Raw genomic sequence first — 25,722 nt, 5'->3', positions numbered from 1 at the left:
CCACCGCCGGGTGGACGGGCTCAGGGGCACGGCCGGCCCCACACCCGGCGCTTGGGCAGCGGCGCCGCGTAGCCGCCCGCCCTGCTCGTGGTCAGCCCGAGGGCGACGAGGGACTCCGCCAGCCGTACCGCCGCCGCCACGCCGTCCACGACCGGCAGCCCCAGCTCCTCCCCCACCGACGCGACCGACCGCCGCAGTCCCGTCATCCCGGCGCACCCGAGGACCAGCACCTCCGCCCCCGCCGCCCGGACCCGCTCGGCGGCGGCGCGCAGCGCGGCCCGGGTGCGCTCGCCGTCGTCGAGGTCGAGCACACCGAGGCCGGTACCGGCGACGGCCGCGCAGTTGCGGGCCACGCCCGCCGTCTCCAGGCTGTCCTCGATCTGTCCGCGGCTGCGCTCCAGGGTGGTGACGACGCCGTAGCGGCGCCCCAGCAGACAGGCGAGGTGCGCCGCGGCCTCGGTGATGTCGACGACCGGTACGTCGACCAGCTCCCGGACGCCCTCGCGTCCGTGCTCCCCGAAGCCGGCCAGGACGACGGCGTCGTACGGCGGTCCGTCATAGGTTCGCAGGGTGTCGATGACGGCGGCGGCGGACAGGTAGCTGTCGAGCCAGCCCTCCGCCGACTCCGGGCCCCACCCCGGGGTCAGACCGGTCACGGTGGTGCCCGGGCTCGCGGCGGCCCGGGCACCGCGGACGATCTCTTCGGTCATCTGCCGCGTCGTGTTGCAGTTGGTGACGACGATGCGCACCGGACCTCAGCCCTCCGCCCCGGCCGTCCGCTCGCCCCGGCACAGGAGTCCGTAGAGCCCGGCGGCCATCGCCGTGCCGATGAACCAGGAGTACGGTGCCACCTCGCCGAACGCCGTCACCAGCGCGAGGACGGCCGCCACCGCCGCCGACGGCAGGAACGCCCACAGCGCCTTGGGGTTGACGCCCCCGCGGTAGTGGTAACGGGAGCCGGGTTCGGCGCGGAAGAGCTGGTCCACGTCGACACGACCGCGCTTGACCCAGTAGTAGTCGACCATGATCACGCCGAAGAGCGGACCGAGGAAGGCGCCGAGGCCGCCGAGGAAGTAGTTGACGACGGTGGGGTTGGAGAAGAGGTTCCAGGGGGTCACGACCAGGGCCGCCACCGTGCTGATCATGCCGCCGATCCGGAAGGTGATCTTCTGCGGCCAGACGTTGGCGAGGTCGTACGCCGGGGAGACGAAGTTGGCGACGATGTTGACGCCCATGGTGGCGATGGCGAACATCAGCGCGCCCAGCACCAGGACCCAGGTGTTGCCGATCTCGGCGACCAGGTAGGCGGGGTCGGTGATCTCCTTGCCGAAGACCTCGTAGGCGCCGGCGGTGACGACGACGGAGAGGATGACGAAGGCCGTGGAGTTGACCGGGAGGCCCCAGAAGTTGCCGCGCCGGACGGTGCGGTAGTCGGGGGCGAAGCGGGAGAAGTCGCAGAAGTTGAGCATCAGGGTGCCGTAGGTGGCGAGGATCAGGCCGATCGCGCCGAACCACTGGCGCCACTGCTCGCCCGTCGACACCGGGTGCGGGGTGCTGGTGAGAGAGATGCTCCAGCCGGCCTTGGCGAAGATCCAGACCGCCAGCGCGATCATCACCAGCCAGATCGCCGGGCCGCAGAAGTCCTGGAACCTGCGGACGGACTCCATGCCGCGACTGATGATCAGCGCCTGGACCAGCCACAGCGCGACGAAGGAGACCCAGCCGAGCGCGTCGAGGCCGAGGAAGGAGGAGTGGGTCCAGGACTCCAGTCCCGGCCAGGCGGCCAGCAGCATCACGTTGACGGCGACGGAGGCCAGGTAGGTCTGGATGCCGTACCACATGATGGCGATGACGGCCCTGATCAGCGCCGGGACATTGGCGCCCCAGACGCCGAAGGCGATCCGGCCGACGACGGGGAACGGCACGCCGGTGCGCTGGCCGATGCGCCCCATCATGTTCATCCCGACGTAGATGATCACGAAGCCGACGAGCAGGGACGTGAAGACCTGCCAGACGTTCATGCCGAGGAAGAGGAGTCCGGCGGCGAAGGTGTAGTTGCCGAGGTTGTGGACGTCGGACATCCACAGGGCGAACAGATCGAAGACCTTCCAGGTGCGCTTGCCCGCGGGGGCGAGGTCTTCGTTGGTGAGCCGTGGGTCGGGGCCGGGGAGGGGCGCTGCGGTGCCGGTGGCCTCTGCGCGGTCGGCGAGGGACACGGGGCCTCCTGGGGCGAGGGGACGGGAGGGCATACCGAGCCTGACGGCGCCCGGGGGCGCCATTTTGGTATACCAAACTGCCGTCATGGTCCTCCCGTCAACCCTTCGCGCCGATGTCACGCTCGTTAACGCTCCGTAAAACACCGCCGGAGTCGGCGAAGATGGGACGCATGGGGAAGATCGAACCGCTGGGCGCGGTGCGCGAGCGGGTCCTGGCGGGGCTGCGGCAGGACATCATTGCGGGACGTCTGCTCCCCGGCGACCGGCTCGTGGAGCGGGAGTTGGCCGAGCGCTTCGGGGTCTCCCGGGTGCCGGTCCGGGAGGCGATCCGCGCGCTGGTCGCCGAGGGGTTCGTGCTGTTCGAGACCCCGCGCCGCACCGTCGTGCGGCGGCTGACGCCCGCCGACGTACGGGAACTCTTCGAACTGCGCGAGGCGTTGGAGGTGTACGCGGCGGGGCTCGCCGCGGCGCGGGCCAGTTCCGAGGCGCTGGCGGAGCTGGAGGACCTGCTGCGGGCGGCGGCGCGGGCCACCGGGGCCGGGGACGCCGAGGCGATCACCGACGTCAACACCCGTTTCCACGACCGCATCCTCACCCTGGCCGGCAACAGCCTGCTGAGTTCGGTCATGGAACCGGTCGACGGCCGGCTGCGCTGGCTGACCCGGCGCAACGAGGAGTGGCCGCAACTCCTCACCGAACACCGGGAGCTGTACGAGGCGATCGCCTCCGGCGACCCGGACCGCGCCCGCGCGCACGCCTTACGGCACGTCCGGGCCAACTACCGGTCGACGGTGCGGCAACTGTTCGGGGACGGGAGCGACGCGGGCGACCGGGGCGCGGGGTGGGGCCAGGTGACGAGGTGACCGGGAGGTCGGGGCGGCCGGGAGGTCGGGTGCGCCGAGGTGACGGGGGCGCGGACGTGACGGCGTGACGGCGTCACGGGGACGCCGGGCGCGGCGAAGGGGCCGGGCGACCGCGCGTGACGGAACGTCGGGCGCGCGCAGGTGCGTCACGCGCCCCTCAGGGGAACGGTCCTCAGCCGGTGACCTCGTACTGGCCGGTCTCCAGGAACCAGCGCATCTCCTCCGGGTCGCTGGTCCTGAGCAGCTCGATCGCGGCCGCCCTCACCTCGGGGGTCGTCTCGGGCCTGGAGATGAGCTGGGCGAGGGCGACACGGTCGTCCTGGGCCTGCGCGAGGCGGTACCCGGTCTCCAGGAAGGCACGCATCTCCTCGACCGTGCCGTCCAGGGCCGCCCGGCCCTTCTCCCGCACCTCCGAACCGGCGTACGGCAGGGAGATGAGCTGGACGATCGCGACCCTGAGGTCGTTCACCTCGTCCTCGTCGTCCCCCACCGTGGACACGGAGAGGGGAGCGGACACGGCGGAGGCCGTGGGCGAGGAGAGGGCCGCGGACGCGGGGCCGGCGACCGTGAGGACCGTGGTGGCGGCGGCCACAGCCACGGCCGCGGATATCGCCGTACGGGTCGCTCTCATGACAAACTCCTTCATTTTGTCGATTAGTTGACTCCTCGACACTAGATCGATCTCTCGTCCCCCGTCACCCGATTTCCGATGTCTTCGCCTGCTCGCCGCGCGCGTACCGGTCCGTCGCCGCCACCAGCAGCTCCGCCATGCTCGGCGCCCCCGCGTTGTGCCCGACGTCGTCCACCATCCACAGTTCGCTCCCCGGCCAGGCGTGGTGCAGGCGCCATACGGTGCCGAGGAGATTGCCGGGATCGAGTGCGCCCTGGACCAGGGTGCCGGGGATGCCCGCCAGCAGGTGCGCGTCGCGCAGCACGACCCCCTCCTCGCCGCCCTCGCCGCCCTCGCCGAAGAAGTGGCCGTTGGCCCAGTAGTGCGTCACCGTGCGCGCGAAGCCCATGCGGAACACCGGGTCCTCGTAACGCGGCACCGAACGCGGCGGGGCGGAGGCGATCGCCGTCTCCCAGTCGGTCCAGGCGCGGGCCGCCCGCTCGCGCGTCTCCCGGTCGGGTGACTCCAGCAGCCGGTTGTACGCGGCGGCCAGGTTGCCGTCCCGCTCGCCCTCGGGGACCAGGGCGCGGAACTCCTCGAAGGCCGCCGGGAACAGCTTGCCGAGCCCTCGGGTCAGGAGCGCGACCTCGGGGCCGGAGCCGGTCGCGACCGCCGTGAGGACCAGTTCCGTCACCACGCCGGGGTGCGTCTGCGCATAGCGCAGTCCGAGCGCCGACCCCCAGGAGACGCCCCAGACCAGCCACCGTTCGATCCCGAGATGCCCCCGCAGCCGCTCCAGGTCGGCGAGGAGGTGCGCGGTCGTGTTGACGCTCATGTCGGTGTCGTACGCGCTCGCGTGCGGTGTCGAGCGCCCGCAACCGCGCTGGTCGAACAGCACGATCCGGTACGCGTCCGGATCGAAGCAGCGGCGGAACGCCCGGCTCTGTCCGGAGCCGGGGCCGCCGTGCAGCACCACGGCCGGCTTGCCCTCCGGGTTGCCGCAGGTCTCCCAGTGGACGCGGTTGCCGTCGCCGACGTCGAGCATGCCGTGGTCGTACGGTTCGATCTCCGGATACACGCCCATCCGGGCACGCTAACCCGCTCGCGGCGCGCCCGTCGCCTCGTTTTCGGCGGGCAGTCCGGCGGCGCGCGCCGCTGCGGTGAGGACCTCGCGGAGCATCTCCGGGGTGAGCCGGCCGGTGAAGGTGTTGCGCTGGCTGACGTGGAAGCAGCCGAAGAGGCCGAGGTCCTCGCCCGCGTCGCCGCCATCGCCTCCGCCCTCGGCGGCGAGGGTGAACCGCGCGCCGTGCCTGAACGCCGGACGCGGCCGGGGCACCGTCCAGCCCGCCGCGGCGAACGCGGGCAGCGCGGCCTGCCAGCCGAAGGCGCCGAGGACGATCACGGCCCGCAGGGTCGGACGCAGCAGCCGCAGTTCCTGGACCAGCCAGGGGCGGCACGTGTCGCGTTCCTCGGGGGTGGGCTTGTTGGCGGGCGGGGCGCAGCGCACCGGCGAGGTGACGCGTACGCCGCGCAGTTCCAGTCCGTCGTCGGCGGCGACGGCGGTGGGCTGCGAGGCGAGGCCCACGTCGTACAGGGCCCGGTACAGCACATCGCCCGAGCGGTCGCCGGTGAACATGCGCCCGGTGCGGTTGCCGCCGTGGGCCGCCGGGGCGAGGCCGACGATGAGCAGCCGGGCGTCCGCCGGTCCGAAGCCGGGGACCGGGCGGCCCCAGTACGTCCAGTCGGCGAAGGCCGCCCGTTTGGTGCGGGCCACCTCCTCGCGCCAGTCGACCAGCCGTGGACAGGCCCGGCAGCCCGCGATCCGCTGGTCGAGTCCGGTGAGGGCGTCGCTGTCCATGTCTCCACGGTAGGGCCGGGGCACCACCGGGTGCCCCGGCGGCCGGCCGATCGGCCGGAGTGGGTGTGCGAGAGGCCACTTCAGCAGGAACAACGCAACTTCGACAGGGCCCGCGGAGGCCGCTACCTTCACCGGGTCTTCGGCGATCGCCCACGGTCGCACAGGAGTTCCTCCGGGCTGAGCCACCCGCACCGGGGCGAGCCGGTCACGCCCCGGTGCCCCCATCAGGCACCCCCAACCCCCAACCAGGGAGAGACGCATGCCCCGCCTCGTGCTGTACACCTTCGGCGTCCTGAAGTCCCCCCTCGCCGATCCCACACCCGCCACACACGAGTTCTACGACATCGGTGAGGCCGTCTACCGGAAGATCGGTCAGCACCCCGGGTACCTCGCGCGAGCCGAAGCGGCGGACGGTGACCGGGGCGCGCTCTTCGGAGCGGACTGGGGCGCGTGGGGAGAATTCGCCGTACCGGCCTGGTACGACAAGGGCCGTACGGTGGAAACCACCGCGCTGGCCACGACCCTCTCGCTCTGGACCGACCTGCGCTCCGCCTTCGAGGCCGTCTACACCGGGCTGCACCGCGAGGCGCTGAACAGGCGCTACGACTGGTTCGAGAGGACAGCCCACCCGAATCACGTGTTCTGGTGGGTCTCAGACGGCGCGATACCCACCTGGCACGACGGGGTTTCCCGGCTGGAGCACCTCGACGGCCACGGCTCCGCGCCGCACGCCTTCACCTTCCGCCACCCGTTCGCCCCGGACGGAACTCCGGTCGCCGTCAAAGGCATCGCGCCGAAGAGCGACCAGGTGCGCTGACCAGGAGCCTGGACGACGGGATGCGCCGTCGAACGCCTCGACGGATGATTCGCGGAGCCGACCATTAAGGTCGGGGCATGGCTTCCGAGCGTGATGAGGACAGGGACGGCGCGGGGACCCACGGACCGGGTCCCGCCGAAGTGACGGGCGCCGCCGGGCCGGGCGCGGAGCGGACCGCCGATCCCAAGGTGGCCGCCGCGATCGCCGCGGCCGAGGCGGCCGGAGCGCAGCACGGCGAGACCGTCCGCGTCGACAGCTGGATCTGGGCCGTCCGCCTGGTCAAGACACGCTCCGTCGGGGCGACCGCCTGCCGGGGCGGTCACGTCCGTGTGAACGGCGAACGCGTGAAGCCCGCGTACGCCCTGCGTGTCGGCGACGAGGTCCGCCTGCGCCACGAGGGCCGGGAACGCGTCGTCGTCGTGAAGCGCCTGATCCGCAAGCGGGTCGGCGCCCCGGTGGCCGTCCAGTGCTACGTCGACAACTCCCCGCCGCCCCCGCCGCGCGAGGCGGTCGCCCCCCTCGGTGTCCGCGACCGCGGCGCGGGCCGGCCGACCAAGCGCGACCGCCGCGAACTGGAACGCCTGCGCGCCCTGAACAGTCTCAGCGGTCCGGCCGGCCAGAGCGGTCCGACCGGCCCGCGCAGCCCGAAGGGCAACTCCGGCGCACACTGACCCGTACCACCGATCCCGCCGGACCGGCCGCCGCCACGGCCGGTCCTCGGCACGCGCCCCCGCGCCGCACCGGTAACGCGCCGGACACGCCGCCGCGACACTCCGGCCGGAAGATGATCATCGGACTCGGCCCTCAACTCCCTCCGCGGATCCGGCATATCACCGACGCCCCATCGACGGCGGGCCGGTACCGCTGCTAGACCTGCACATCGCACCACCCGCACTTCCGGCACCACCGGCACCACCGGCACAGCGAGCACCACCAGTACCAGGCACCACGCACCGTCACGCACCACGCACCGTCACACAGCACGCACCGTCACGCACCACCCGCAGCACGCACCACTTGGCATGTTCGCACCACTTGCACCACCTCCCCCCATCCTCAAGGAGGAGCATGTGAGAGCACGTCGCACGACCGTCCGGGCCGCCTCGGCGCTCGTCGCCACCTTCGCGCTGACCGCCGGAGTCCCCGGACTCACCGGCCCCGCCACCGCGGCGGCCGGCACAGCGCCGTCCGCGGTCGCCACCTCGACCGACCCGGTCACGCACGAGGAGAACGACCGCGTCCCCGAGGGCTCGGTCTGGACCCAGCACTACTTCCCGTCCGCGGACGACTCCGGCACCGAACTGCACGCCGACGTCCTGCTGCCGGAGTCCCTGCCCAAGAACAAGAAGGTGCCGGTCATCCTGTCGGTCGGCCCCTACTTCGCGCACTCGGGGCAGACCGGCCCGGAGGGCTTCACCCACACCGGCCCCTCCGCCCGCTTCAACGACTTCATCGAGGGCGCCGACCTCTTCGACAACGGCTACGCCTTCGTCATGGTCGACCTGCCCGGCTTCGGCGGCTCCACCGGCTGCCTGGACTGGGGCGGACCCGGCGAGCAGGCCGACGTCGAGGCCGCCGTCGACTGGGCCGCGAAGCAGCCCTGGTCCACCGGCGCGGTCGGCATGTACGGCAAGTCGTACGACGCCGTGACCGGACTGATCGGCAACAACCTGGACCAGCGCGCGCTCAAGGCCGTGGTGGCCCAGGAGCCCGTGTGGGACATGTACCAGTACATCTACTCCAACGGCGTGCCCCGTCCGAACGTGACCGGCACCGCCGGCGCCTACAACTCCATCGCCACGATGGAGCCGATGACGGACGACGACGCCTACTACCAGGCCAACGCCCGCTACGAGGACAGCCACCCGGAGTGCCTGACCGAGAACGCGGCCGGATACCGAATAGCCGACCAGTGGGACGAGCACTGGACCTCCCGTGACCTGGCCAGGATGGCCAAGGGCAGCGACACCCCGCTCTTCGTCACCCAGGGCTTCATCGAGAACAACACCAAGCCCGAGGAGATGGAGGAGTACCTCGACAACCACCGCGGCGTCGAACGCGGCTGGCTCGGCCAGTGGGACCACGTCCGCGGCGGCGACCGCGTCGGCGACGGCCGCCTCGCCATGGGCCGCGAGGGCTGGTACGCGGAGACGCTCTCCTTCTACGACCAGTACCTCAAGGGCACCAAGCCGACGGTCCGCTACCCGGCCTACGCCGTCGAGGACTCCACCGGCGCCTGGCGCGCCCAGCGCACCTGGCCGGTCGTCGAACGCTCCGTCGACCTCCCGCTGGGCGGCGGCTCGTACGTGGACGACGGCGGCACCTCGGCCCGTGCCACGCTGACCGCGTCCGGGGGCACCCCGGCACCGAAGCAGTCGCAGCCGTCGGGCACGTGGGACATGGAGAACGCGCCCGCGACCGAGCAGGCCGCGCCGAAGGGACTGGCCGAGGCCCAGACCGAGAGCCAGCGGGCCGGTGACGTGACCTCCAGTTTCTTCGTGTGGTCGAAGCCGGTGCGGCGGGACGTACGCGTCGCCGGCACTCCGCGGATCTCGCTGACCGCGCGGGGCGAGGGCAACATCATGCTCAAGCTCTACGACGTCGCCCCGGACGGCAGCGCCGTCATGTTCGACGAGCAGGTGTCGCTGGTGGAGTCGGGCCGGCTGGCCGTCGACCTGAAGTCGACCGACTGGACGCTGGCCGCAGGACACGTCCTGGCCGTCGAGATCGGCTCCGTCCAGACCGGCTCGTGGCGCGACACGCCCTCCGGCGAGACGATCAAGGTCAAGAACGCGCGGCTGCGGCTGGCCCTGGACGACCCGGCGGACGACGTCGCCACCCAGGGCGACCGCTCGCCGTTCCTGGACACCTACCTGAGCCAGTACACGGTGCGGCTGCCGGCCGGTCCGCCGTCGTTCTCGGTGGTCCCGGGCGAACGCCTCTGAGGCTCCCTCCCCGGCCCGGCCGTGCCCGTGGCCCGCGGTTCAGGCCGCGGGCACGGCCCGCACCCATATCCGGTCCTCGGTCAGATACCGGTCCACTCTCAGCCCCGCCTCCGCCAGTGCCTCCTCGAACCGCTCCCGTGTCATCGGCCGCGTCCGGAAGGTCTGCGTCCAGACCGCGTCCGGGAACCCGTACTCCGCGCGCACCTCGTGGACTCCGTCGCCGATCGGTTCCGACGAGGCGATGCGCACGGTGAAGCCGGCGGGGTCGGCCCGCTCACGGGGCACCCTGGTGTGGAAGTCCTCGCCCTCCCGCTGGATCAGGACGCAGCCGCCCTTCGCCACGTGCCGTACGCAGGCTCGCAGCAGCCCCCGCCGCACCTCCGGGTCGGAGGTGTGCACGAGGAACGAGGCGAGCAGCACCACGTCGAACGTCTCGCCCAGGTCGAGGTCCTCGATCGGTCCGCATATCGTGCGTGCCCCTCGGACGCGCGCCAGCATCTCGGCAGACTCGTCGACGGCCGTCACCGTGAACCCGCGCTCCCGCAGCGGGTGGGTGATGCGCCCGGCGCCGCTGCCCAGCTCCAGGACGCGTGCCCCCGCCGGCACGGCGGACGCGATGATGTCCGGCTCGGCTCCGGCCGGCAGCCGGGAGTAGAGCTCCACCGCACAGCCGTCCGGGGTGATGGCCCCAGGTCCTGTCCCCTTGTGCCCCGCTCGCATTTTCAGCTCCATGCCCGTCCAACGGACCGCTCCAGCACACCCGTTCCCATCCTCGACCGACCCACCCGGACGAGTGACTACCGAGCGTCACCGGCCAGCCTGGTCAACGGCTCCGGCGCCGAGTAAGTTGCCAGGTGGGAGCGGTGATCGAGATGCGTACAGGCAGTGAGCCGGTGACCGCGCGCAGTGCGCTGCGGGCGCGTTTCTGGCTGAGCGTGTGGGGCGTGGGCTGGACGGCCTTCGGGACGGTGGCGTTCGTGCTGGCCGGACGGCCCGGGTGGGCCGCGGCCTGCGCGGCGCTGTGGCTGATCGTCACGGTCGACCTGATGGTGGTCGTACGCCACATCCGGCAGGGCCCGCACTGGCAGCCCGGCCGGACCGTCCCGCCGTACCGGCCGCTGGACGGACCGTTGGACAGAACGCCGGACGAACCACGGGACGAACACCACTGAGGCGGCCCCCGCCGACCACGGACCCGGCGGGCGACCCAGCACCGGGAACCGCCCAGGAACCATCCTGACCGACCGACCAGCCCTCAGCCGTCGAAATCCGCCCGCCGCAGGAACTGCGGGTTGGGATCCAGCGCGGCGGCCAGCCGGAAGTGGCGTCGGGCCTGGTCAGGACGGTTCTGGCGTTCGTAGGTGCGGGCGAGCGCGAAGTGCGCGAAGGCGTTGTCCGGCTCCCGTTCCAGAACGATCGTGAACTCCAGCTCGGCGGGTCTGAGCTGCGCCGCGGCGAAGAAGGCACGCGCGCGCAGCAGCCGGGCGGCGGTGTTCTCCGGGTGCGCGGCGATCACACTGTCCAGCAGCTTCACCGCGCCCTGCGGGTCCCGCGCCGCGAGCAGTTGCTCGGCGGCACGGAAGTCGATCACGTCCGTCTCCGGCGTACGTCCGGTCGGTCCGCTGGTCTCGGGCACGGCAGAGTCCTTCCCTCACTGGGGCGGTTCAACGCGCGTGCGGGTGCCGCTATTCCTGGGGCGGCCGGGACTCCCGGGAGTCGCCGTGCGCCCTGCGCGCCAGCTCCGCCCACACCTCTTTCACCCGGCGCCGCAGCTCCTCCAGCGGGACGTCGTTGTCGATGACGATGTCCGCGATCGCCCGGCGCTGCTCGCGCGTCGCCTGGGCGGCCATCCGGGCGCGGGCGTCCTCCTCGGTCATGCCGCGCAGCCGGACCAGCCGGTCGAGTTGGGTGGCGGGGGCGGCGTCGACGACGATCACCACGTCGTACTGCGGCGCCAGGCCGTTCTCGGTCAGGAGCGGGACGTCGTGCACGACGACGGCGTCCGGCGCCGCGGCCTGCTCCAGTTCCTCGGACCGGGCGCGCACCAGGGGGTGCACGATCGAGTTCAGTACGCCGAGCCGCTCCTGGTCGGAGAAGACGATCGAACCCAGCTTCGGCCGGTCCAGACCGCCGTCACCGGTGAGGACGTCCGCGCCGAAGGCATCGACCACCGCGGCGAGCCCCTCGGTCCCGGGCTCGACCACCTCGCGCGCGATGCGGTCCGAGTCGATCAGTACCGCGCCGCACTCCACGAGCAGCCCGGACACTTCGCTCTTGCCGGCGCCGATCCCGCCGGTCAGGCCCACTCTCAGCATGACCGCAAGCCTAGGGGGTGCTAGCCGTCCCCCTCCCGCTCCGCCAGGAACCGTTCGAACTCGCGGCCGATCTCGTCCGCCGAGGGGATCTCGACGGGCTCGGCGAGCATGTTGCCCCGGGTCTCGGCGCCGGCGGCGGCGTCGTACTGGTGCTCAAGGCCCTGGACGAGCGCGGTGAGTTCCTCGTCGCCCTCCTGGATCTGCCGGTCGATCTCGGTCTGGGTGCGGTGCGCCTGGGTGCGCAGCGCGTGCGCGATGCCGGGCAGGACGAGGCCGGTGGCGGCCGTGATGGTCTCCAGGACGGTCAGCGCGGCGTCCGGGTAGGCGGAGCGGGCGATGTAGTGCGGGACGTGGGCGGCGACGCCCAGGACGTCGTGGCCGGCCTCCATGAGCCGGTGCTCGACGAGTGCCTCGGCACTGCCGGGGACCTGCGCCTCGTCGAAGGGGCTGCGGTGGCCCGGGACCAGGTCGGAGCGGTTGCCGTGTGGGGTGACGCCGACCGGGCGGGTGTGCGGGACGCCCATCGGGATGCCGTGGAAGCTGACGGACAGGCGGACGCCGAGCCGCTCCACGATCTGTCCGACGGCCGCGGCGAAGCGCTCCCACTCGACGTCGGGCTCGGGACCGGACAGCAGCAGGAAGGGCGCTCCGGTGGCGTCCTGGACGAGCCGCACCTCCAGCGAGGGCACCTCGTAGTCGGTGTAGCGGTCACGCTTGAACGTCAGCAGCGGACGGCGGGCCCGGTAGTCCACGAGCCGGTCGTGGTCGAACCGGGCGACGACCTGGTGGGGCAGTGAGTCGAGCACCTGGTCGACGATCTGGTCGCCGGTCTCCCCCGCGTCGATGTAGCCGTCGAAGTGGTAGAGCATGACAAGGCCGCCCGACTCCTGGGCGAGCGCCATGTCGACCACGGCCAGGCCCTTCGGCTCCCATGCGTACAAACCCTGCGGATCAAGCACTGTGGCGGTCCTCCCTTGTCTTCCCCCTGGTCGAACGTCCACGGGGGCCCGGGCATTCCCGTCCGGGCCCCCGTGCGCGCGGAACCTCACCGGGTTCCCAGGAGTCCTCAGGAGTTCTCAGGAGGCCAGCACGCGCGCGTGCAGTTCCGTCACCACCTTGCGCGCGGACGCGATCGCGCCGTGCTGCCAGGCGTCGAGGTGGCTGAGGTAGTCACCGGCGAAGTACACATGTCCCTGGGCCTGGTTGAGCGGTGCGTAGGCGGGGGCGTCGGGGCCGCCGGGCATCGAGTGCCAGGCGCCTTCCAGGTACGGGGTGAGCTTCCACTGGTGGGAGAAGGCGGCGGCCAGTTCGGTCCGGTACTTCTCGCCGTGGATCTTGACGCCCTGGGCCACGGCACGGGCCCGGCGTTCGGCGGGGGTGAGCGCCGAGTACGTCTCGGAGGCGGCGCCGGTGTTGTAGTAGCCGATGAGCAGACCGCGTCGGCCGAGGTGGCCGTAGGACGGGTACCAGATGTGGGTGAGGTCGAGGTCGGTCTCGGTGATGCCGCCGAATATCTTGAAGTCCGTCTCCCACCAGCGGCTCTTGTACTCCAGGCCGATCTTCGACGCCTGGGAGGGCTTGACGGCCTCCAGGGCGGTCTGTACGGCGGTGCCGAGGTTGTGGGAGGTCCGGGCGAGGATGTGCGGGGCGAGGGTGGCGACGCAGTAGTCGGCCTCGACGGTGCGCGTCCGGCCGTTCCGCGTGTAGGTGACGACGACGCCGTCGGAGGTGTCGCGGACGTCGGTGACGGGGGCGCCGGTGCGTATCTTCTCGTGGCCGATGGCGCGGGCGAAGGCCTCGGGTATCGCGTCCATGCCGCCGACCGGCTGGAACATCAGCATCGCCTGGTCGTAGCCGAACTCGAAGGAGAAGTACCGGCCGACGTTGGAGGCGAAGACGTCGGCGAGGGAGGGCACGCCGCCGAGTTGCTCACCGGGGGTGCCGGCGGCGCCGGGGTCGACGGTGAAGCCTCGGTGTTCGGTGCCGGTGTACTTGTGGTCCGCGCCGAGGGAGCCGTAGCTCTTGAGGAAGGTGAGCAGGCGCTCCTTGTCGTCGGCGGTGAGTTCGGCGTCCAGGGCGCCGGAGTCGGTGGCCTTGGCGAGCAGTTCGGAGACGTAGCCGTAGACGTCGGCCTTGGCGGTGCGGTACTGGACCGGGCCCGTCATGCCGCTGCCCTCGTTGTAGATCAGGGCGCTCGCGTTGGTGTTGGTGAACACCTCGATCTCGACGCCGAGTTCGCGGCAGTAGTCGAGGGTGTTCATCCACTGGGCGAGGCGGCCGGGGCCGCAGTTCATGTACTGGCCCTCGCTGAACCGGGCCGTCTGGCGGTGGCCGTTCAGGTCGACGGTGGTGTCGCCGCCGCGGACGGTGAGGTTGCGGCCGCCGACGCGGTCGCGGGCCTCCAGGACGGTGCAGTCGTAGCCGGCCTTGCCGAGTTCGTAGGCGCAGGTGAGGCCGGCGATGCCGGCGCCGATGACGACGACCTTCGCGGGTTTGCCGTGGCGGCCCTGGAGGTGGAAGTCCCCGCTGCGGGGCGCCTGGAAGGGCGCCTCCTTCTCGGCCGCCCAGGCGGCGGTGGGGGCGAGGCCGAGGGCCCCCATGGTGGCGAACATGGCACCGGCGCCACCGGTGACGCCGACGGTGCGCAGAAAGCCGCGGCGGCTGGTTCCCGTTCCCGACTGAGGCTCTGCCATGCGGCGGATCCCCTTTCCCTTGGGTCCCTGGCGATCACCGCCGTGCGCGACGGCTGTGATCTTGAAGTCGGGAGGGATCCTCACAGCGGCGTGTTACGCGCCGACAGACACAGGTGTATCGCACACATTGCTGTGTGTTACGGCTGTGCGGGCCGGGAACGCGGGAAGGCCCCGCTCCCTCGAAGGGGAGCGGGGCCTTCCGCAGATGGCCTTCGGCAGACGGCCTTCCGTGGACGGACCGAGCGTCAGCTCTGGCCGCCGGCCAGCTTCTCGCGCAGCGCGGCCAGCGCCTCGTCCGACGCCAGGGCGCCGGAGTTGTCGGCACCCTCGGAGGAGTACGAACCGCCACCGGACGCGGCCGGAGCCGCACCCGCGACGTCGCCACCCTCGGCAGCGGCCTTCTCGTCCGCCTCGCGGGACTTGATGACCTGCGCCTGGTGCTGCTCGAAGCGGGTCTGCGCCTCGGCGTACTGGCGCTCCCACTCCTCGCGCTGCTTCTCGTAGCCCTCGAGCCAGTCGTTGGTCTCGGGGTCGAAGCCCTCGGGGTAGATGTAGTTGCCCTGGTCGTCGTAGGACGCGGCCATGCCGTACAGGGTCGGGTCGAACTCGACCGCCGACGGGTCGGCACCGAAGGACTCGTTGGCCTGCTTCAGCGAGAGGCTGATGCGGCGGCGCTCGAGGTCGATGTCGATGACCTTGACGAAGATCTCGTCGTTGACCTGGACGACCTGCTCCGGGATCTCCACGTGGCGCTCGGCCAGCTCGGAGATGTGGACCAGACCCTCGATGCCCTCGTCCACGCGGACGAACGCACCGAACGGAACCAGCTTCGTGACCTTGCCGGGCACGACCTGGCCGATCTGGTGGGTGCGGGCGAACTGCTGCCACGGGTCTTCCTGGGTCGCCTTCAGCGACAGGGAGACGCGCTCGCGGTCCATGTCCACGTCGAGGACCTCGACGGTGACTTCCTGACCGACCTCGACGACCTCGGACGGGTGGTCGATGTGCTTCCAGGACAGCTCGGAGACGTGGACCAGGCCGTCGACGCCACCCAGGTCCACGAAGGCACCGAAGTTGACGATCGAGGAGACGACGCCGGACCGCACCTGGCCCTTCTGGAGGGTGGTGAGGAAGGTCTGGCGGACCTCGGACTGGGTCTGCTCCAGCCAGGCACGGCGGGACAGGACCACGTTGTTGCGGTTCTTGTCCAGCTCGATGATCTTGGCCTCGAGCTCCTTGCCCACGTAGGGCTGGAGGTCGCGGACGCGGCGCATCTCGACCAGGGAGGCCGGGAGGAAGCCACGGAGGCCGATGTCGAGGATGAGACCACCCTTGACGACCTCGATGACGGTACCGGTGACGATCCCGTCCTCTTCCTTGATCTTCTCGATGGTGCCCCAGGCACGCTCGTACTGGGCGCGCTTCTTCGAGAGGATCAGGCGGCCTTCCTTGTCCTCCTTCTGGAGAACAAGGGCCTCGATCTCGTCACCGACGGCGACGACCTCGTTGGGGTCGACGTCGTGCTTGATCGAGAGCTCGCGGCTCGGGATCACACCTTCGGTCTTGTAACCGATGTCGAGCAGGACCTCGTCCCGGTCGACCTTCACGATGACGCCGTCGACGATGTCGCCGTCGTTGAAGTACTTGATCGTCTCGTCGATCGCGGCGAGGAAGGCTTCCTCGTTACCGATGTCGTTGACCGCTACCTGCGGGGTGGTGGCGGTGGTCTCGGTGCTGCTCGTCATGTGGGAAAGGGCTCCGGTACGGACATTGAAGTCGTAGGTACTGCTACGCCGGAGCCCGTTTCGCTCTGCAGAAGCCGGACAGCCAAGGAAGCGCCCCACCGGTGACCGGTATGGCGCCTCGACAACCGAGGGGACATACAACAGATGCGAGCGCAGCCTGCTACGTCTGAGGTGCGCAAGCTCGCAGCGCAACTTGTAGCATACGGGGGCAGCCGGGCAGGGTCAATGCGCGAAGCCGCACACCCGGGGCGGATCGCCGCATACCCGGCACAAAACGTGTCTCCCGAGGCCACGCGGGCCCTGCGGCGCCCCTGCGTGACACCGGTGGGGCACGGCCGTACGGAAGAGCCGCGAAGACGCACGGCGGAACCGCGGAGACGTACGGAAGCACCGCGGAGAACCACGGTAAGCCACGGAAGAGCCGCAGATTAGTACGAGGGAGCCGATCATCCAAGAGCTCGAAGGTCCCGAGCCCGAAGCCACCCGTCGTGCGGCAGGCGTCACCGAGAGCGCCCGCGCCAACCGGGGCTGGTGGGACCGCAACGCGGACGAGTACCAGGTCGAGCACGGCACGTTCCTCGGCGACGACCGCTTCGTGTGGTGCCCCGAAGGGCTGGACGAGGTGGAGGCCGAGCTGCTCGGCCCGTCGGAGGGGCTGCGCGGCAAGGAGATCCTGGAGATCGGCGCCGGCGCGGCCCAGTGCTCGCGCTGGCTGGCCGCCCAGGGGGCCCGGCCGGTCGCCCTGGACCTGTCGCACCGGCAGTTGCAGCACGCGCTGCGCATCGGGAGCCCCTTCCCCCTGGTGTGCGCCGACGCGGGCGCGCTGCCCTTCGCGGACGCCTCCTTCGACCTGGCCTGCTCCGCGTACGGGGCGCTGCCCTTCGTCGCCGATCCGCGGCTGGTGCTGCGGGAGGTGCGGCGGGTGCTGCGGCCCGGCGGACGGTTCGTGTTCTCCGTGACGCACCCGATCCGCTGGGCCTTCCCCGACGAGCCCGGCCCGGAGGGGCTGAGCGTCTCGTCGTCCTACTTCGACCGCACGCCGTACGTCGAGCAGGACGGCGACGGCCACGCGGTGTACGTCGAACACCACCGCACGCTCGGCGACCGCGTCCGGGACGTCGTCGCCTCCGGCCTGACGCTGGTGGACCTGGTCGAGCCGGAGTGGCCCGACTGGAACACCTCCGAGTGGGGCGGCTGGTCCCCGCTGCGCGGGCACCTGATCCCGGGGACGGCGATCTTCGTGTGCGTACGAGACTGAGCGCGTGATCCGTTACGACGCTCTGGACGCCCTGCCCGTACGTGCCGCGCTTCCCGGTCTGGACGACGCCCTGGAGGCGCACGGCGCCTCGGTCCTCGTCGCCCCGCCCGGCACCGGCAAGACGACGCTGGTGCCGCTGGCGCTGGCCGGACTGGTGGGCGGGGGCGCTGCCGCGCGGCGGGTGGTGGTGGCCGAGCCGCGCCGGATCGCGGCCCGCGCGGCGGCCCGGCGGATGGCCTGGCTGCTGGGCGAGCAGCCCGGCGAGAGCGTCGGCCACACCGTGCGCGGGGAGCGCGTCGTGGGGCGGCACACGCGCGTGGAGGTCGTCACGACCGGCGTACTGCTCCAGCGGCTCCAGCGCGACCAGGAGCTGGCCGGCGTGGACGTCGTGATCCTCGACGAGTGCCACGAGCGGCATCTGGACGCGGACACGGCGGCGGCGTTCCTCTGGGACGTGCGCGAGACGCTGCGCCCGGAGCTGCGCCTGGTGGCGGCGTCGGCGACGACCGACGCGGAGGGCTGGGCACGGCTGCTGGGCGGGGCGCCGGTCGTCGAGGCCGAGGGGGTCTCGTATCCGGTGGAGACGGTGTGGGCGCCGCCGGCGCGTCCGGTACGGCCGCCGCACGGGATGCGAGTCGACCCGGCGCTGCTGACGCACGTGGCGTCGGTGGTGCGGCGGGCGCTGGCCGAGCGGGACGGGGACGTGCTGTGCTTCCTGCCGGGCGTGGGGGAGATCGCGCGGGTCGCGGGGCGGCTCGGCGGGCTCGACGGGGTGGAGGTGCTCCAGGTGCACGGGCGGGCTCCGGCCGCCGTGCAGGACGCGGTGCTGGCGCCCGGGCGGCGGCGCCGGGTGGTGCTGGCGACGTCGGTCGCGGAGTCGTCGCTGACGGTGCCGGGCGTGCGGGTGGTCGTCGACTCGGGTCTGGCGCGGGAGCCGCGGGTCGATCACGCGCGCGGGCTGAGCGCGCTGGCCACGGTACGGGCCTCGCGGGCGGCGGCACGGCAGCGGGCCGGCCGGGCCGGGCGGGAGGCGCCGGGCGTGGTCTACCGGTGCTGGACGGAGGCGGAACACGACCGTCTGCCGCCGTTCCCGGCCCCGGAGATCAAGGTGGCCGACCTGACGGCGTTCGCCCTCCAGGCGGCCTGCTGGGGCGCCCCGGACGCCTCCGGGCTGGCGCTGCTGGACCCGCCGCCGGGCGGGGCGATGGCGGCGGCGCGGTCGGTCCTGACGGCCGTGGGCGCGGTGGACGACGCCGGTCGGGCCACCGCGCGGGGCACGCGGCTGGCCCGGCTCGGGGTGCATCCGCGTCTGGGGCGGGCGCTGCTGGACGCGGCCGCTTTCGGTGCGGGTGCGGCCGGGCCCTCCGGGGCGGCCGCGGAGGTCGTCGCGCTGCTGAGCGAGGAGCCGCCGCGGGAGTACGGGGACGACCTGGCGTCCGCGGTACGGACCGCCCGGCGCGGGGGTGACGCCTACGGGGCGCGGTGGCGGGCGGAGGTACGACGGCTGCGGGGTGTCTCCGGGGAGGTGTCCGGCCGGGGCGCGGGCCGGGGGGCGGCGAGCTGGGGTGGGGACCGGGCTGAGGGCCGGGCTGAGGGCCGGGCCGGGGCCGGTGGCTGCGAGGCGGGCGTACCGCGGGAGGCATCCGGGACAGGCACCGTCGGCGCCGGCGGTGCCGACGGACGGGGCGCCGGGCCGGTCGCCGGCGGTGCCGACGGGAGAAGCGCCGAGCCAGTCGCCGGCGGTGCCGACGGGAGAAGCGCCGAGCCGGCTGTCGACCAGGGCGCTGACGGACGAGGCGCCGCACTCGCCGCCGGCGGTGCCGACGGGAGAGGCGCCGGGCCGGTCGCCGGCGGTGCCGGCGGGTGGGTTGCCGGGATGGTCGCCGCGCTCGCCTTTCCCGAGCGGGTCGCCAAGGAGGACGGCGGGTCGTATCTGATGGCGTCCGGGACCCGGGCCGAGACGGCCGAGGGGTCGGCGTTGCGCGGGGCGCCCTGGATCGCCGTCGCCGTGGCCGATCGGCCCGTGGGGCGGCGGCACGCGCGCGTGCGGCTCGGCGCGGTCGTCGACGAGGACGTCGCGCGGCGTGCGGCGAGCGCCCTGCTGTCGGAAGAGGACGAGGTGCGCTGGGCGGACGGGGACGTCGTCGCCCGGCGGGTCGAGCGGCTCGGGGCGATCGAGCTGACGGCGCGTCCGCTGCGCGACCCGGACCCCGGCCTCGTACGGGAGGCCCTGCTGGAAGGGCTGCGGCGGGAGGGGTTCGGGCTGCTGCGCCGGTCGGCGGAGGCGGACGCGCTGCGGCAGCGGCTCGCCTTCCTCCACCGGCACCTGGGGGCGCCGTGGCCCGACGTGTCCGACGAGGAGTTGCACGCGCGCGTGGAGCAATGGCTGGAGCCCGAACTGAGCCGGGCGCGGCGGCGCGCGGACCTCGCGCGGATCGACGCCGGCCAGGCGCTGGCACGACTGCTGCCCTGGGCCACCGGTGCGGCCGCACGGTTCGACGAACTGGCCCCGGAGCGGATCACCGTACCCAGCGGGTCCCGGGTCAGGATCGACTACGGCGATCCCGAGCGGCCGGTGCTCGCGGTGAAGCTCCAGGAGATGTTCGGGCTCCAGCGCACCCCGGAGGTCGCCGGGGTGCCGCTCCTGGTCCACCTGCTCTCCCCCGCGGGCCGCCCGGCGGCGGTCACCGCCGACCTCGCCTCCTTCTGGCGCGACGGTTACCGGGCCGTCCGGGCGGAGCTGCGCGGCCGGTACCCGAGGCATCCGTGGCCCGAGGACCCGGCCGGAGCCGAGCCCACCCGGTACACCAAGGCCCGGTCGGCCCGGAGGGACTGAGCGGGGGCGTACGCGGGTCGGGTCAGGCGGAGGGACTCGCGGAGGCGCTCGCGCTCGCCGAGGTGGTCTCGGACGGGCTCGGGGAGGCCGTCTCCGCCGGCTCGACCGTCAGCTCCACGTCGACGGACGCGCCGCCCGCCGTGGTGATCCGCAGCAGGAAGGTGCCGGTGGTGTCGTCCGCGTACAGCGTCGGCAGCTTCAGCAGGCCCTTGGCGTCGGTCTCCAGGCCCGTCAGGCTGCGGACGGCCTTGCCGTCGGCGTCCTTGAAGTAGGGGCCCTTGTCGTTCTCGGTGGCGTCGGTGGCCGAGGTGATGAGCGTGGCGGTGGCGGCGACCCGGTCCGCCACGGCGTCCTTGTAGGTGGCCTTCACCTCCACCTGGTCGGCGAAGGTGCCGCCCGCGGTGCAGGTGAGCGCGGTGGTGCCGGTGCGCACGACCGTGTCGGCGACGCGCTGGGTGACGGTGGCCTTGTAGTCGAGGCCGGCGACGGACCGGCCCACGACCGTGGCGCGGACGAGGAAGCCGCCGGTCTTCTCCCCGGCGCGCAGCGCGGGCGCGGTGGCCACGCCGGAGCTGTCGGTGACGACCGTGGCGACGCTCTCACCGGTGGTGAACTCGGCGTCGGTGGCGCCGATGACGGTGAAGCGGACCCGTACCTTGCCGACGGCCTTGCCGGCGCCGGTCTCCGCGCGGGTGCTGATCCGCTCGGTGAACGCGTCGCCCGCCATCGCGCTGAGCTTGCCGGTGCCGGCGTTCTCCAGGCGGGCCACGGTGTCGGTGGGGGTCGGGGTCGGGGACGGGGACGTCTCGTCGGGGGGCGGGGTGCCGGTGGCGGGCGGGGTGGAGGGCGCCGGATCGGAGGGGGGCGGGGACTGGGTGGCCGGTGAGGTGGACCGGCCGGATCCGTTCGACGAACCGGTGGCGGGCGACGTACTGGGCGAGACCGTGGTGCCGTCGTCGCTGCGGCCCACGGGCAGCGTGCCGGTACCGTCCGGGATCTCGTGGGTGCCCTTGCGGTAGTACTCCAGCCAGGACAGGACGGTGTGCAGGTACTCCGTCGAGTTGTTGTAGCTGAGGATGGCCGCGTCGAGGTCGTTCTGGTCCGACAGGTCCCAGCTGTTGCGGCACAGGTAGTGGCCGGCGGCGAGGGCGGCGTCGTAGATGTTGTTGGGGTCGGCCTCGCCGTCGCCGTTGCCGTCGCGTCCGGCCCACGCCCAGGTGGACGGGATGAACTGCATCGGGCCGACGGCCTGGTCGTACTCGCTGTTGCCGTCGTAGGCGCCGTTGTCCGTGTCCTTGATGAGCGCGAAGCCGTTGCCGTCGAGCTGCGGGCCGAGGATCGGGCTGGTGGTGGTGCCGTCGGCGGTCACGGCTCCGCCGCGGGCCTGTCCGGACTCCACCTTGCCGATGGCGGCGAGGAGTTCCCAGGGCAGGTTGCAGCCCGGCTTCGACGCGCGCAGCGACGCCTCGGCCTTCTTGTAGGCGTCCAGGACGGTGGCGGGGATGCCCGACTCGGCCGAACCCTGGGTGACGGGAGTGCCGATGGTCGACGAGGGCGAGGGGACGGGACTGTCGAGCGGCGGAAGGTCCGTGTAGTACGGCGAGTTGCCCGTGGCGCCGTCCCCGGAGCCGGGGTCGGCGGAGGACGCGGAGTCGGCGGTGCTCTGTCTGCCGTCGGGGCCGGCTGTGACGTCGGGAGCCTGGGACGCGGACAGGGCCGCGACCGCGACCGCCGCGACGGTGGTGGTCATCGCGCTCTTGCGCAACCGCCTGCCGATGTGCGCCGCCATAGAGTGAACCCCTCCCATGGACGCCGTGGCGTCCCTCTCCGTCGTGTGCTCGCCCTGTCGTGCTCGCCTCGGTGCTTGCTCGCCTCGGTGCTTGCCTCAGTGCTTGCCTCGGTGCGCGCGCCCTGGTGTGACGATCGGCCGACGCCGCGGGTTGTATCCGCATCGTCGCGGAGACCCGGGTGCGCCTGCGCGACCGGTACGGTGCGCAGGCGACCCTACGACAACTTCCTTTCCGCGGGCACCCGTTCGTGCCCGTTTCTTCCCGGTTGGACGCGCCGCGTCGTCTGTCCGGCCCATGCCCGCCATGAGGAGTCCGGTCGCCGTTCACGCTCGGCCGCGGGGGCGGTCGGGTTTCTCCGGGGTTTTCGGGATTCTCAGGCGGCGCCGACGCCGGCGCGGCGCCGAACCGGCCGGGCGGGCGCCCACGGGGTCGGCGGTCGCGATGAACAGGGTCATCGTGCGGTCGGGACGGGGCCGTGGCAGCAGCGTGAGTGCCAGGGCCAGGTAACCGCGCGTCAGGTCGGCCCAGCGGCGCCAGGCGGGTGGCTCTCCGGTGGCGCCCGGTACGGCGGACGCCCGGTGGGCGAGCCTGCGGCGCAGGTCGTCGCGTACGTGGCACACGGCCGAGGCGAGGGTGGCGGGGACCCGGGCGGTACTCGCGCCCAGGGCGAGGGCCGGGACCGGCGGGAGTGGCACGCAGGCCGGCCCGCCGGCGCCGGGCCGCCCCGGTGCCGTCCGGTGGTGGAGCATGCGTATACCCATGCCCGCATCCTCATGGGCGCCGGGGGCGGGGGCGTTTTCGCGGGGGCCACCTGAGTGACGGGCATCGGGGGGCCTCGGGGCTTCCCAGGGGCTTCGAGTGGCTTCCGGGGAGGAGGAAACGCGGAGGGAACGCGGGTCAGGTGCGGGGAGGGCGGGCGGCACCCGGCACTCCGGGGCCGGCGCTCGGGCGGGCGAAGCCCGGTCGGCCGTACTGACCGGGGACGGCCGGCGTTGCGTACGGCACCGCCCCCGGAACACCCGCCCCCGTCCTCCAGGGCGCCGGGCGGCTAGTGCGCCGCCGACTCCCAGTCCGGGCCCGCGCCCACCGAGACGCCCAGCGGCACCCGGAGGGTCACCGCGTCGGCCATCTCGCGGCGGATCAGCTCCTCCGCCGCCGCGCGCTCGCCGGGGGCGATCTCCAGCACGATCTCGTCGTGCACCTGGAGCAGCATGCGGGAGGCGAGGCCCGCCTCGGTCAGCGCCTTGTCGACATTGAGCATGGCGATCTTGACGATGTCGGCCGCCGTGCCCTGGATGGGGGCGTTGAGCGCCATGCGCTCGGCGGCCTCGCGGCGCTGCCGGTTGTCGCTGTTGAGGTCGGGCAGGTAGCGGCGGCGTCCGAAGAGCGTCGCCGTGTAGCCGGTGGCCCTCGCCTCGTCGACGACCCGGCGCAGATAGTCCCGTACGCCGCCGAAGCGGTCGAAGTAGGCGTCCATCAGCATGCGGGCCTCGCCCGCGTCGATGTTCAGCTGCTGGGACAGGCCGAAGGCGGACAGCCCGTACGCCAGTCCGTACGACATCGCCTTGATCTTGCGGCGCATCTCCGCGTCGACCGCGCTCTGTTCGACGGAGAAGACCTGTGCGGCGGCGGTGGTGTGCAGGTCCTCGCCGGAGGTGAACGCCTCGATCAGGCCCGCGTCCTCGGAGAGGTGGGCCATGACCCGCAGTTCGATCTGGCTGTAGTCCGCCGTCATCAGGGACTCGAAGCCCTCGCCGACCACGAAGCCGCGGCGGATCGCCCGGCCCTCGTCGGTGCGCACCGGGATGTTCTGGAGGTTGGGGTCGGTGGAGGAGAGGCGGCCGGTCGCGGCGACCGTCTGGTTGAACGTGGTGTGGATACGGCCGTCCGCGGCGATCGTCTTGATCAGGCCCTCGACGGTGACGCGCAGCTTGGCCTGCTCGCGGTGGCGGAGCATGATCACCGGCAGCTCGTTGTCCGTCTGCGTCGCCAGCCAGGCCAGGGCGTCGGCGTCCGTGGTGTAGCCGGTCTTGGTCTTCTTCGTCTTCGGCAGGTTCAGCTCGCCGAAGAGGACCTCCTGGAGCTGCTTGGGCGAGCCCAGGTTGAACTCCCGGCCGGCCGCCGCGTGCGCCTCCTTCACCGCCTGCTGCACGGCACCGGCGAACATCTGCTCCATCGCCTGGAGGTGCTCCCGGTCCGCCGCGATGCCGTGCCGCTCCATCCGGGCCAGCAGCACGGAGGTGGGCAGCTCCATGTCGCGCAGCAGGTCCGCCGCGCCGACCTCCTGCAGCCGGCCTTCGAACGCCTCGCCCAGGTCGAGGACCGCGCGGGCCTGGATCATCAGCGCCTCGGCCTCGGCGGCGTCGTCCGCGCCGAACGCCAGCTGGCCGTCGGCCGCCGCGGCCGGGGCCAGCTCGCGGTGCAGGTACTCCAGGGACAGCGCGTCCAGGTCGAAGGAGCGGCGGCCCGGCTTGACCAGGTAGGCGGCGAGCGCGGTGTCCATCGAGACGCCCGCGACGTCCCAGCCGTGCTCGGCGAAGACCCGCATGGCGCCCTTGGCGTTGTGGAACACCTTGGCGCGGTCCGCGTCGGCCAGCCAGGACGTCCAGGCCCGCTCGTCCGCTTCGTCCAGCTGGGACGGGTCGAACCAGGCCGCCTTGCCGTCGGCCGCGGCGAGGGCGACCTCGGCGACCGAGCCGGTGCCCAGCGCCCAGGTGTCGACGGTGGCGACGCCCAGGGGCGCGGTGCCGTGCTCGTCGAGCCAGCCGGCCAGCTCGCCGGTGGAGAGCACCGTGCCGTCCAGTTCCACGCCGTCCGCGACGACCGGGGTGGCCTCGGCCTCCTCGGCGCCCGGGTCGACGGCGTAGAGCCGCTCGCGCAAGGAGGGGTTACGGATCTCCAGGGTGTCCAGGATCATCGCGACGCCCTTGCGGTCGTACGCGGCGCGCTCCAGGTCGGTGACCGCCTTCGGAAGCGCGACCTGGCGCTCCAGCTCGGTGAGGCGGCGGTTGAGCTTGACCGACTCCAAGTGGTCGCGAAGGTTCTGCCCGGCCTTGCCCTTGACCTCGTCGACGCGCTCGACCAGCTCCGCGAACGACCCGAACTGGTTGATCCACTTCGCGGCGGTCTTCTCGCCGACGCCCGGGATGCCGGGCAGGTTGTCCGACGGGTCGCCGCGCAGGGCGGCGAAGTCCGGGTACTGGGCGGGCGTCAGCCCGTACTTCTCGACGACCTTCTCCGGGGTGAACCGGGTCAGCTCGGAGACGCCCTTGGTCGGGTAGAGGACCGTGGTGTGGTCGCTGACCAGCTGGAAGGAGTCCCGGTCGCCGGTGACGATCAGTACGTCGAAGCCCTCGGCCTCTGCCTGCGTGGCGAGGGTGGCGATGACGTCGTCGGCCTCGAAGCCCTCCACGGCGAAGCGCTGCACGCGCATGGCGTCGAGCAGCTCGCCGATCAGCTCGACCTGGCCCTTGAACTCGTCCGGGGTCTTGGAGCGGTTCGCCTTGTACTCGGTGAACTCCGCGCTCCGCCAGGTCTTGCGGGAGACGTCGAACGCCACCGCGAAGTGCGTGGGCGCCTCGTCACGCAGCGTGTTGGCCAGCATCGAGGCGAAGCCGTAGATCGCGTTGGTCGGCTGGCCGGTCGCGGTGGTGAAGTTCTCCGCGGGCAGCGCGAAGAACGCGCGGTACGCCAGCGAGTGCCCGTCCATGAGCATCAGGCGCGGGCGGCTGCCGCCGGTGGGGGTCTCGGTCTTCTTCGATGCTGTGTCTGCCACG

Annotated in this window: 21 protein-coding genes; 7 read left to right on the top strand and 14 right to left on the bottom strand. The window is 72.5% G+C overall.

Annotation, left to right across the window (positions count from 1 at the left end; all coding sequences use genetic code 11):
- Positions 1 to 20: 20 nt before the first annotated feature.
- Both ACZ3IG_RS05030 and ACZ3IG_RS05025 read right to left on the bottom strand, forming a co-directional pair.
- A complete protein-coding gene (locus ACZ3IG_RS05030; RefSeq protein WP_467429045.1) occupies positions 21 to 749 on the bottom strand; it encodes an aspartate/glutamate racemase family protein in 729 nt (242 codons plus the stop codon).
- A 6-nt stretch (positions 750 to 755) separates the two neighbouring features.
- The gene (locus ACZ3IG_RS05025; RefSeq protein ID WP_467429043.1) at positions 756 to 2,216 is read right to left on the bottom strand and encodes an NCS1 family nucleobase:cation symporter-1; all 1,461 of its coding nucleotides are present in this window, start codon (positions 2,214 to 2,216) and stop codon (positions 756 to 758) included.
- Positions 2,217 to 2,386: 170 nt separating this feature from the next.
- Between ACZ3IG_RS05025 and ACZ3IG_RS05020 the strand changes: the two genes are divergently transcribed.
- Positions 2,387 to 3,079: a GntR family transcriptional regulator gene (locus ACZ3IG_RS05020; RefSeq protein WP_467429042.1), complete on the top strand. Its 693-nt coding sequence runs from the start codon at positions 2,387 to 2,389 to the stop codon at positions 3,077 to 3,079.
- A gap of 172 nt (positions 3,080 to 3,251) precedes the next feature.
- On the opposite strand, the gene ACZ3IG_RS05015 is transcribed toward ACZ3IG_RS05020, so the two are convergent.
- The 3 genes from ACZ3IG_RS05015 to ACZ3IG_RS05005 all read right to left on the bottom strand — a co-directional run bounded on the left by ACZ3IG_RS05015 (position 3,252) and on the right by ACZ3IG_RS05005 (position 5,547).
- Positions 3,252 to 3,710, bottom strand: a complete 459-nt coding sequence (locus ACZ3IG_RS05015) for an ALF repeat-containing protein (protein WP_467429041.1) — start codon at positions 3,708 to 3,710, stop codon at positions 3,252 to 3,254.
- Positions 3,711 to 3,774: 64 nt separating this feature from the next.
- The gene (pip, locus tag ACZ3IG_RS05010; RefSeq protein WP_467429038.1) at positions 3,775 to 4,773 is read right to left on the bottom strand and encodes a prolyl aminopeptidase; all 999 of its coding nucleotides are present in this window, start codon (positions 4,771 to 4,773) and stop codon (positions 3,775 to 3,777) included.
- A 9-nt stretch (positions 4,774 to 4,782) separates the two neighbouring features.
- Positions 4,783 to 5,547 carry a uracil-DNA glycosylase gene (locus ACZ3IG_RS05005; protein WP_467429036.1) on the bottom strand — a complete coding sequence of 255 codons (765 nt, stop codon included), beginning with the start codon at positions 5,545 to 5,547 and terminating at the stop codon, positions 4,783 to 4,785.
- A 259-nt stretch (positions 5,548 to 5,806) separates the two neighbouring features.
- On the opposite strand from ACZ3IG_RS05005, the gene ACZ3IG_RS05000 reads away from it, so the two are divergent.
- The 3 genes from ACZ3IG_RS05000 (at position 5,807) to ACZ3IG_RS04990 (ending at position 9,309) form a co-directional block, all read left to right on the top strand.
- Positions 5,807 to 6,364, top strand: coding sequence for a DUF3291 domain-containing protein (locus ACZ3IG_RS05000; RefSeq protein WP_467429035.1), 558 nt, complete (start codon positions 5,807 to 5,809; stop codon positions 6,362 to 6,364).
- A gap of 77 nt (positions 6,365 to 6,441) precedes the next feature.
- Complete coding sequence (locus ACZ3IG_RS04995) at positions 6,442 to 7,035, top strand: RNA-binding S4 domain-containing protein (RefSeq protein WP_467429033.1); 594 nt, start codon at positions 6,442 to 6,444, stop codon at positions 7,033 to 7,035.
- Positions 7,036 to 7,434: 399 nt separating this feature from the next.
- On the top strand, positions 7,435 to 9,309 hold the full coding sequence (locus tag ACZ3IG_RS04990; RefSeq protein WP_467429032.1) for a CocE/NonD family hydrolase: 1,875 nt from the start codon (positions 7,435 to 7,437) through the stop codon (positions 9,307 to 9,309).
- 39 nt (positions 9,310 to 9,348) lie between these two features.
- Here the strand turns inward: ACZ3IG_RS04990 and ACZ3IG_RS04985 are convergent, their stop codons facing one another.
- Positions 9,349 to 10,041 carry a class I SAM-dependent methyltransferase gene (locus ACZ3IG_RS04985; protein ID WP_467429030.1) on the bottom strand — a complete coding sequence of 231 codons (693 nt, stop codon included), beginning with the start codon at positions 10,039 to 10,041 and terminating at the stop codon, positions 9,349 to 9,351.
- A gap of 140 nt (positions 10,042 to 10,181) precedes the next feature.
- Here ACZ3IG_RS04985 and ACZ3IG_RS04980 point away from each other — a divergent pair, with 140 nt between their 5' ends.
- Complete coding sequence (locus ACZ3IG_RS04980; RefSeq protein ID WP_467429028.1) at positions 10,182 to 10,481, top strand: DUF6343 family protein; 300 nt, start codon at positions 10,182 to 10,184, stop codon at positions 10,479 to 10,481.
- Between the two features lie 83 nt (positions 10,482 to 10,564).
- Here the strand turns inward: ACZ3IG_RS04980 and ACZ3IG_RS04975 are convergent, their stop codons facing one another.
- The 5 genes from ACZ3IG_RS04975 to rpsA all read right to left on the bottom strand — a co-directional run bounded on the left by ACZ3IG_RS04975 (position 10,565) and on the right by rpsA (position 16,062).
- Positions 10,565 to 10,945: a tetratricopeptide repeat protein gene (locus tag ACZ3IG_RS04975; protein ID WP_403536218.1), complete on the bottom strand. Its 381-nt coding sequence runs from the start codon at positions 10,943 to 10,945 to the stop codon at positions 10,565 to 10,567.
- Between the two features lie 49 nt (positions 10,946 to 10,994).
- Positions 10,995 to 11,624: a dephospho-CoA kinase gene (coaE, locus tag ACZ3IG_RS04970; RefSeq protein WP_467429026.1), complete on the bottom strand. Its 630-nt coding sequence runs from the start codon at positions 11,622 to 11,624 to the stop codon at positions 10,995 to 10,997.
- Positions 11,625 to 11,644: 20 nt separating this feature from the next.
- Positions 11,645 to 12,583 (bottom strand): PAC2 family protein, encoded by a 939-nt coding sequence (locus ACZ3IG_RS04965; protein WP_467429024.1) that lies wholly within the window; start codon positions 12,581 to 12,583, stop codon positions 11,645 to 11,647.
- A gap of 117 nt (positions 12,584 to 12,700) precedes the next feature.
- Positions 12,701 to 14,317 carry a flavin monoamine oxidase family protein gene (locus tag ACZ3IG_RS04960; RefSeq protein WP_467429023.1) on the bottom strand — a complete coding sequence of 539 codons (1,617 nt, stop codon included), beginning with the start codon at positions 14,315 to 14,317 and terminating at the stop codon, positions 12,701 to 12,703.
- 245 nt (positions 14,318 to 14,562) lie between these two features.
- Positions 14,563 to 16,062 carry a 30S ribosomal protein S1 gene (gene rpsA / locus ACZ3IG_RS04955; RefSeq protein ID WP_215167553.1) on the bottom strand — a complete coding sequence of 500 codons (1,500 nt, stop codon included), beginning with the start codon at positions 16,060 to 16,062 and terminating at the stop codon, positions 14,563 to 14,565.
- A gap of 427 nt (positions 16,063 to 16,489) precedes the next feature.
- Between rpsA and ACZ3IG_RS04950 the strand changes: the two genes are divergently transcribed.
- Entirely contained in the window at positions 16,490 to 17,320 is an 831-nt protein-coding gene (locus ACZ3IG_RS04950) for a class I SAM-dependent methyltransferase (protein ID WP_467429209.1), read from the top strand.
- Between the two features lie 4 nt (positions 17,321 to 17,324).
- Positions 17,325 to 20,156 (top strand): ATP-dependent RNA helicase, encoded by a 2,832-nt coding sequence (locus ACZ3IG_RS04945; protein ID WP_467429020.1) that lies wholly within the window; start codon positions 17,325 to 17,327, stop codon positions 20,154 to 20,156.
- Between the two features lie 22 nt (positions 20,157 to 20,178).
- Here ACZ3IG_RS04945 and ACZ3IG_RS04940 read toward each other — a convergent pair whose 3' ends face one another.
- The 3 genes from ACZ3IG_RS04940 to polA all read right to left on the bottom strand — a co-directional run bounded on the left by ACZ3IG_RS04940 (position 20,179) and on the right by polA (position 25,721).
- Entirely contained in the window at positions 20,179 to 21,945 is a 1,767-nt protein-coding gene (locus ACZ3IG_RS04940) for a lytic transglycosylase domain-containing protein (RefSeq protein WP_467429019.1), read from the bottom strand.
- A 324-nt stretch (positions 21,946 to 22,269) separates the two neighbouring features.
- Positions 22,270 to 22,707, bottom strand: a complete 438-nt coding sequence (locus tag ACZ3IG_RS04935; RefSeq protein WP_467429017.1) for a hypothetical protein — start codon at positions 22,705 to 22,707, stop codon at positions 22,270 to 22,272.
- A gap of 287 nt (positions 22,708 to 22,994) precedes the next feature.
- A complete protein-coding gene (gene polA / locus ACZ3IG_RS04930; protein ID WP_467429015.1) occupies positions 22,995 to 25,721 on the bottom strand; it encodes a DNA polymerase I in 2,727 nt (908 codons plus the stop codon).
- Between the last annotated feature and the right edge of the window lies 1 nt (position 25,722).

It is taken from the genome of Streptomyces sp. NPDC016677 (assembly GCF_055562815.1).
Note: the sequence above shows the minus strand (reverse complement) of the source record. Positions and strands in the feature narration are given on the sequence as shown.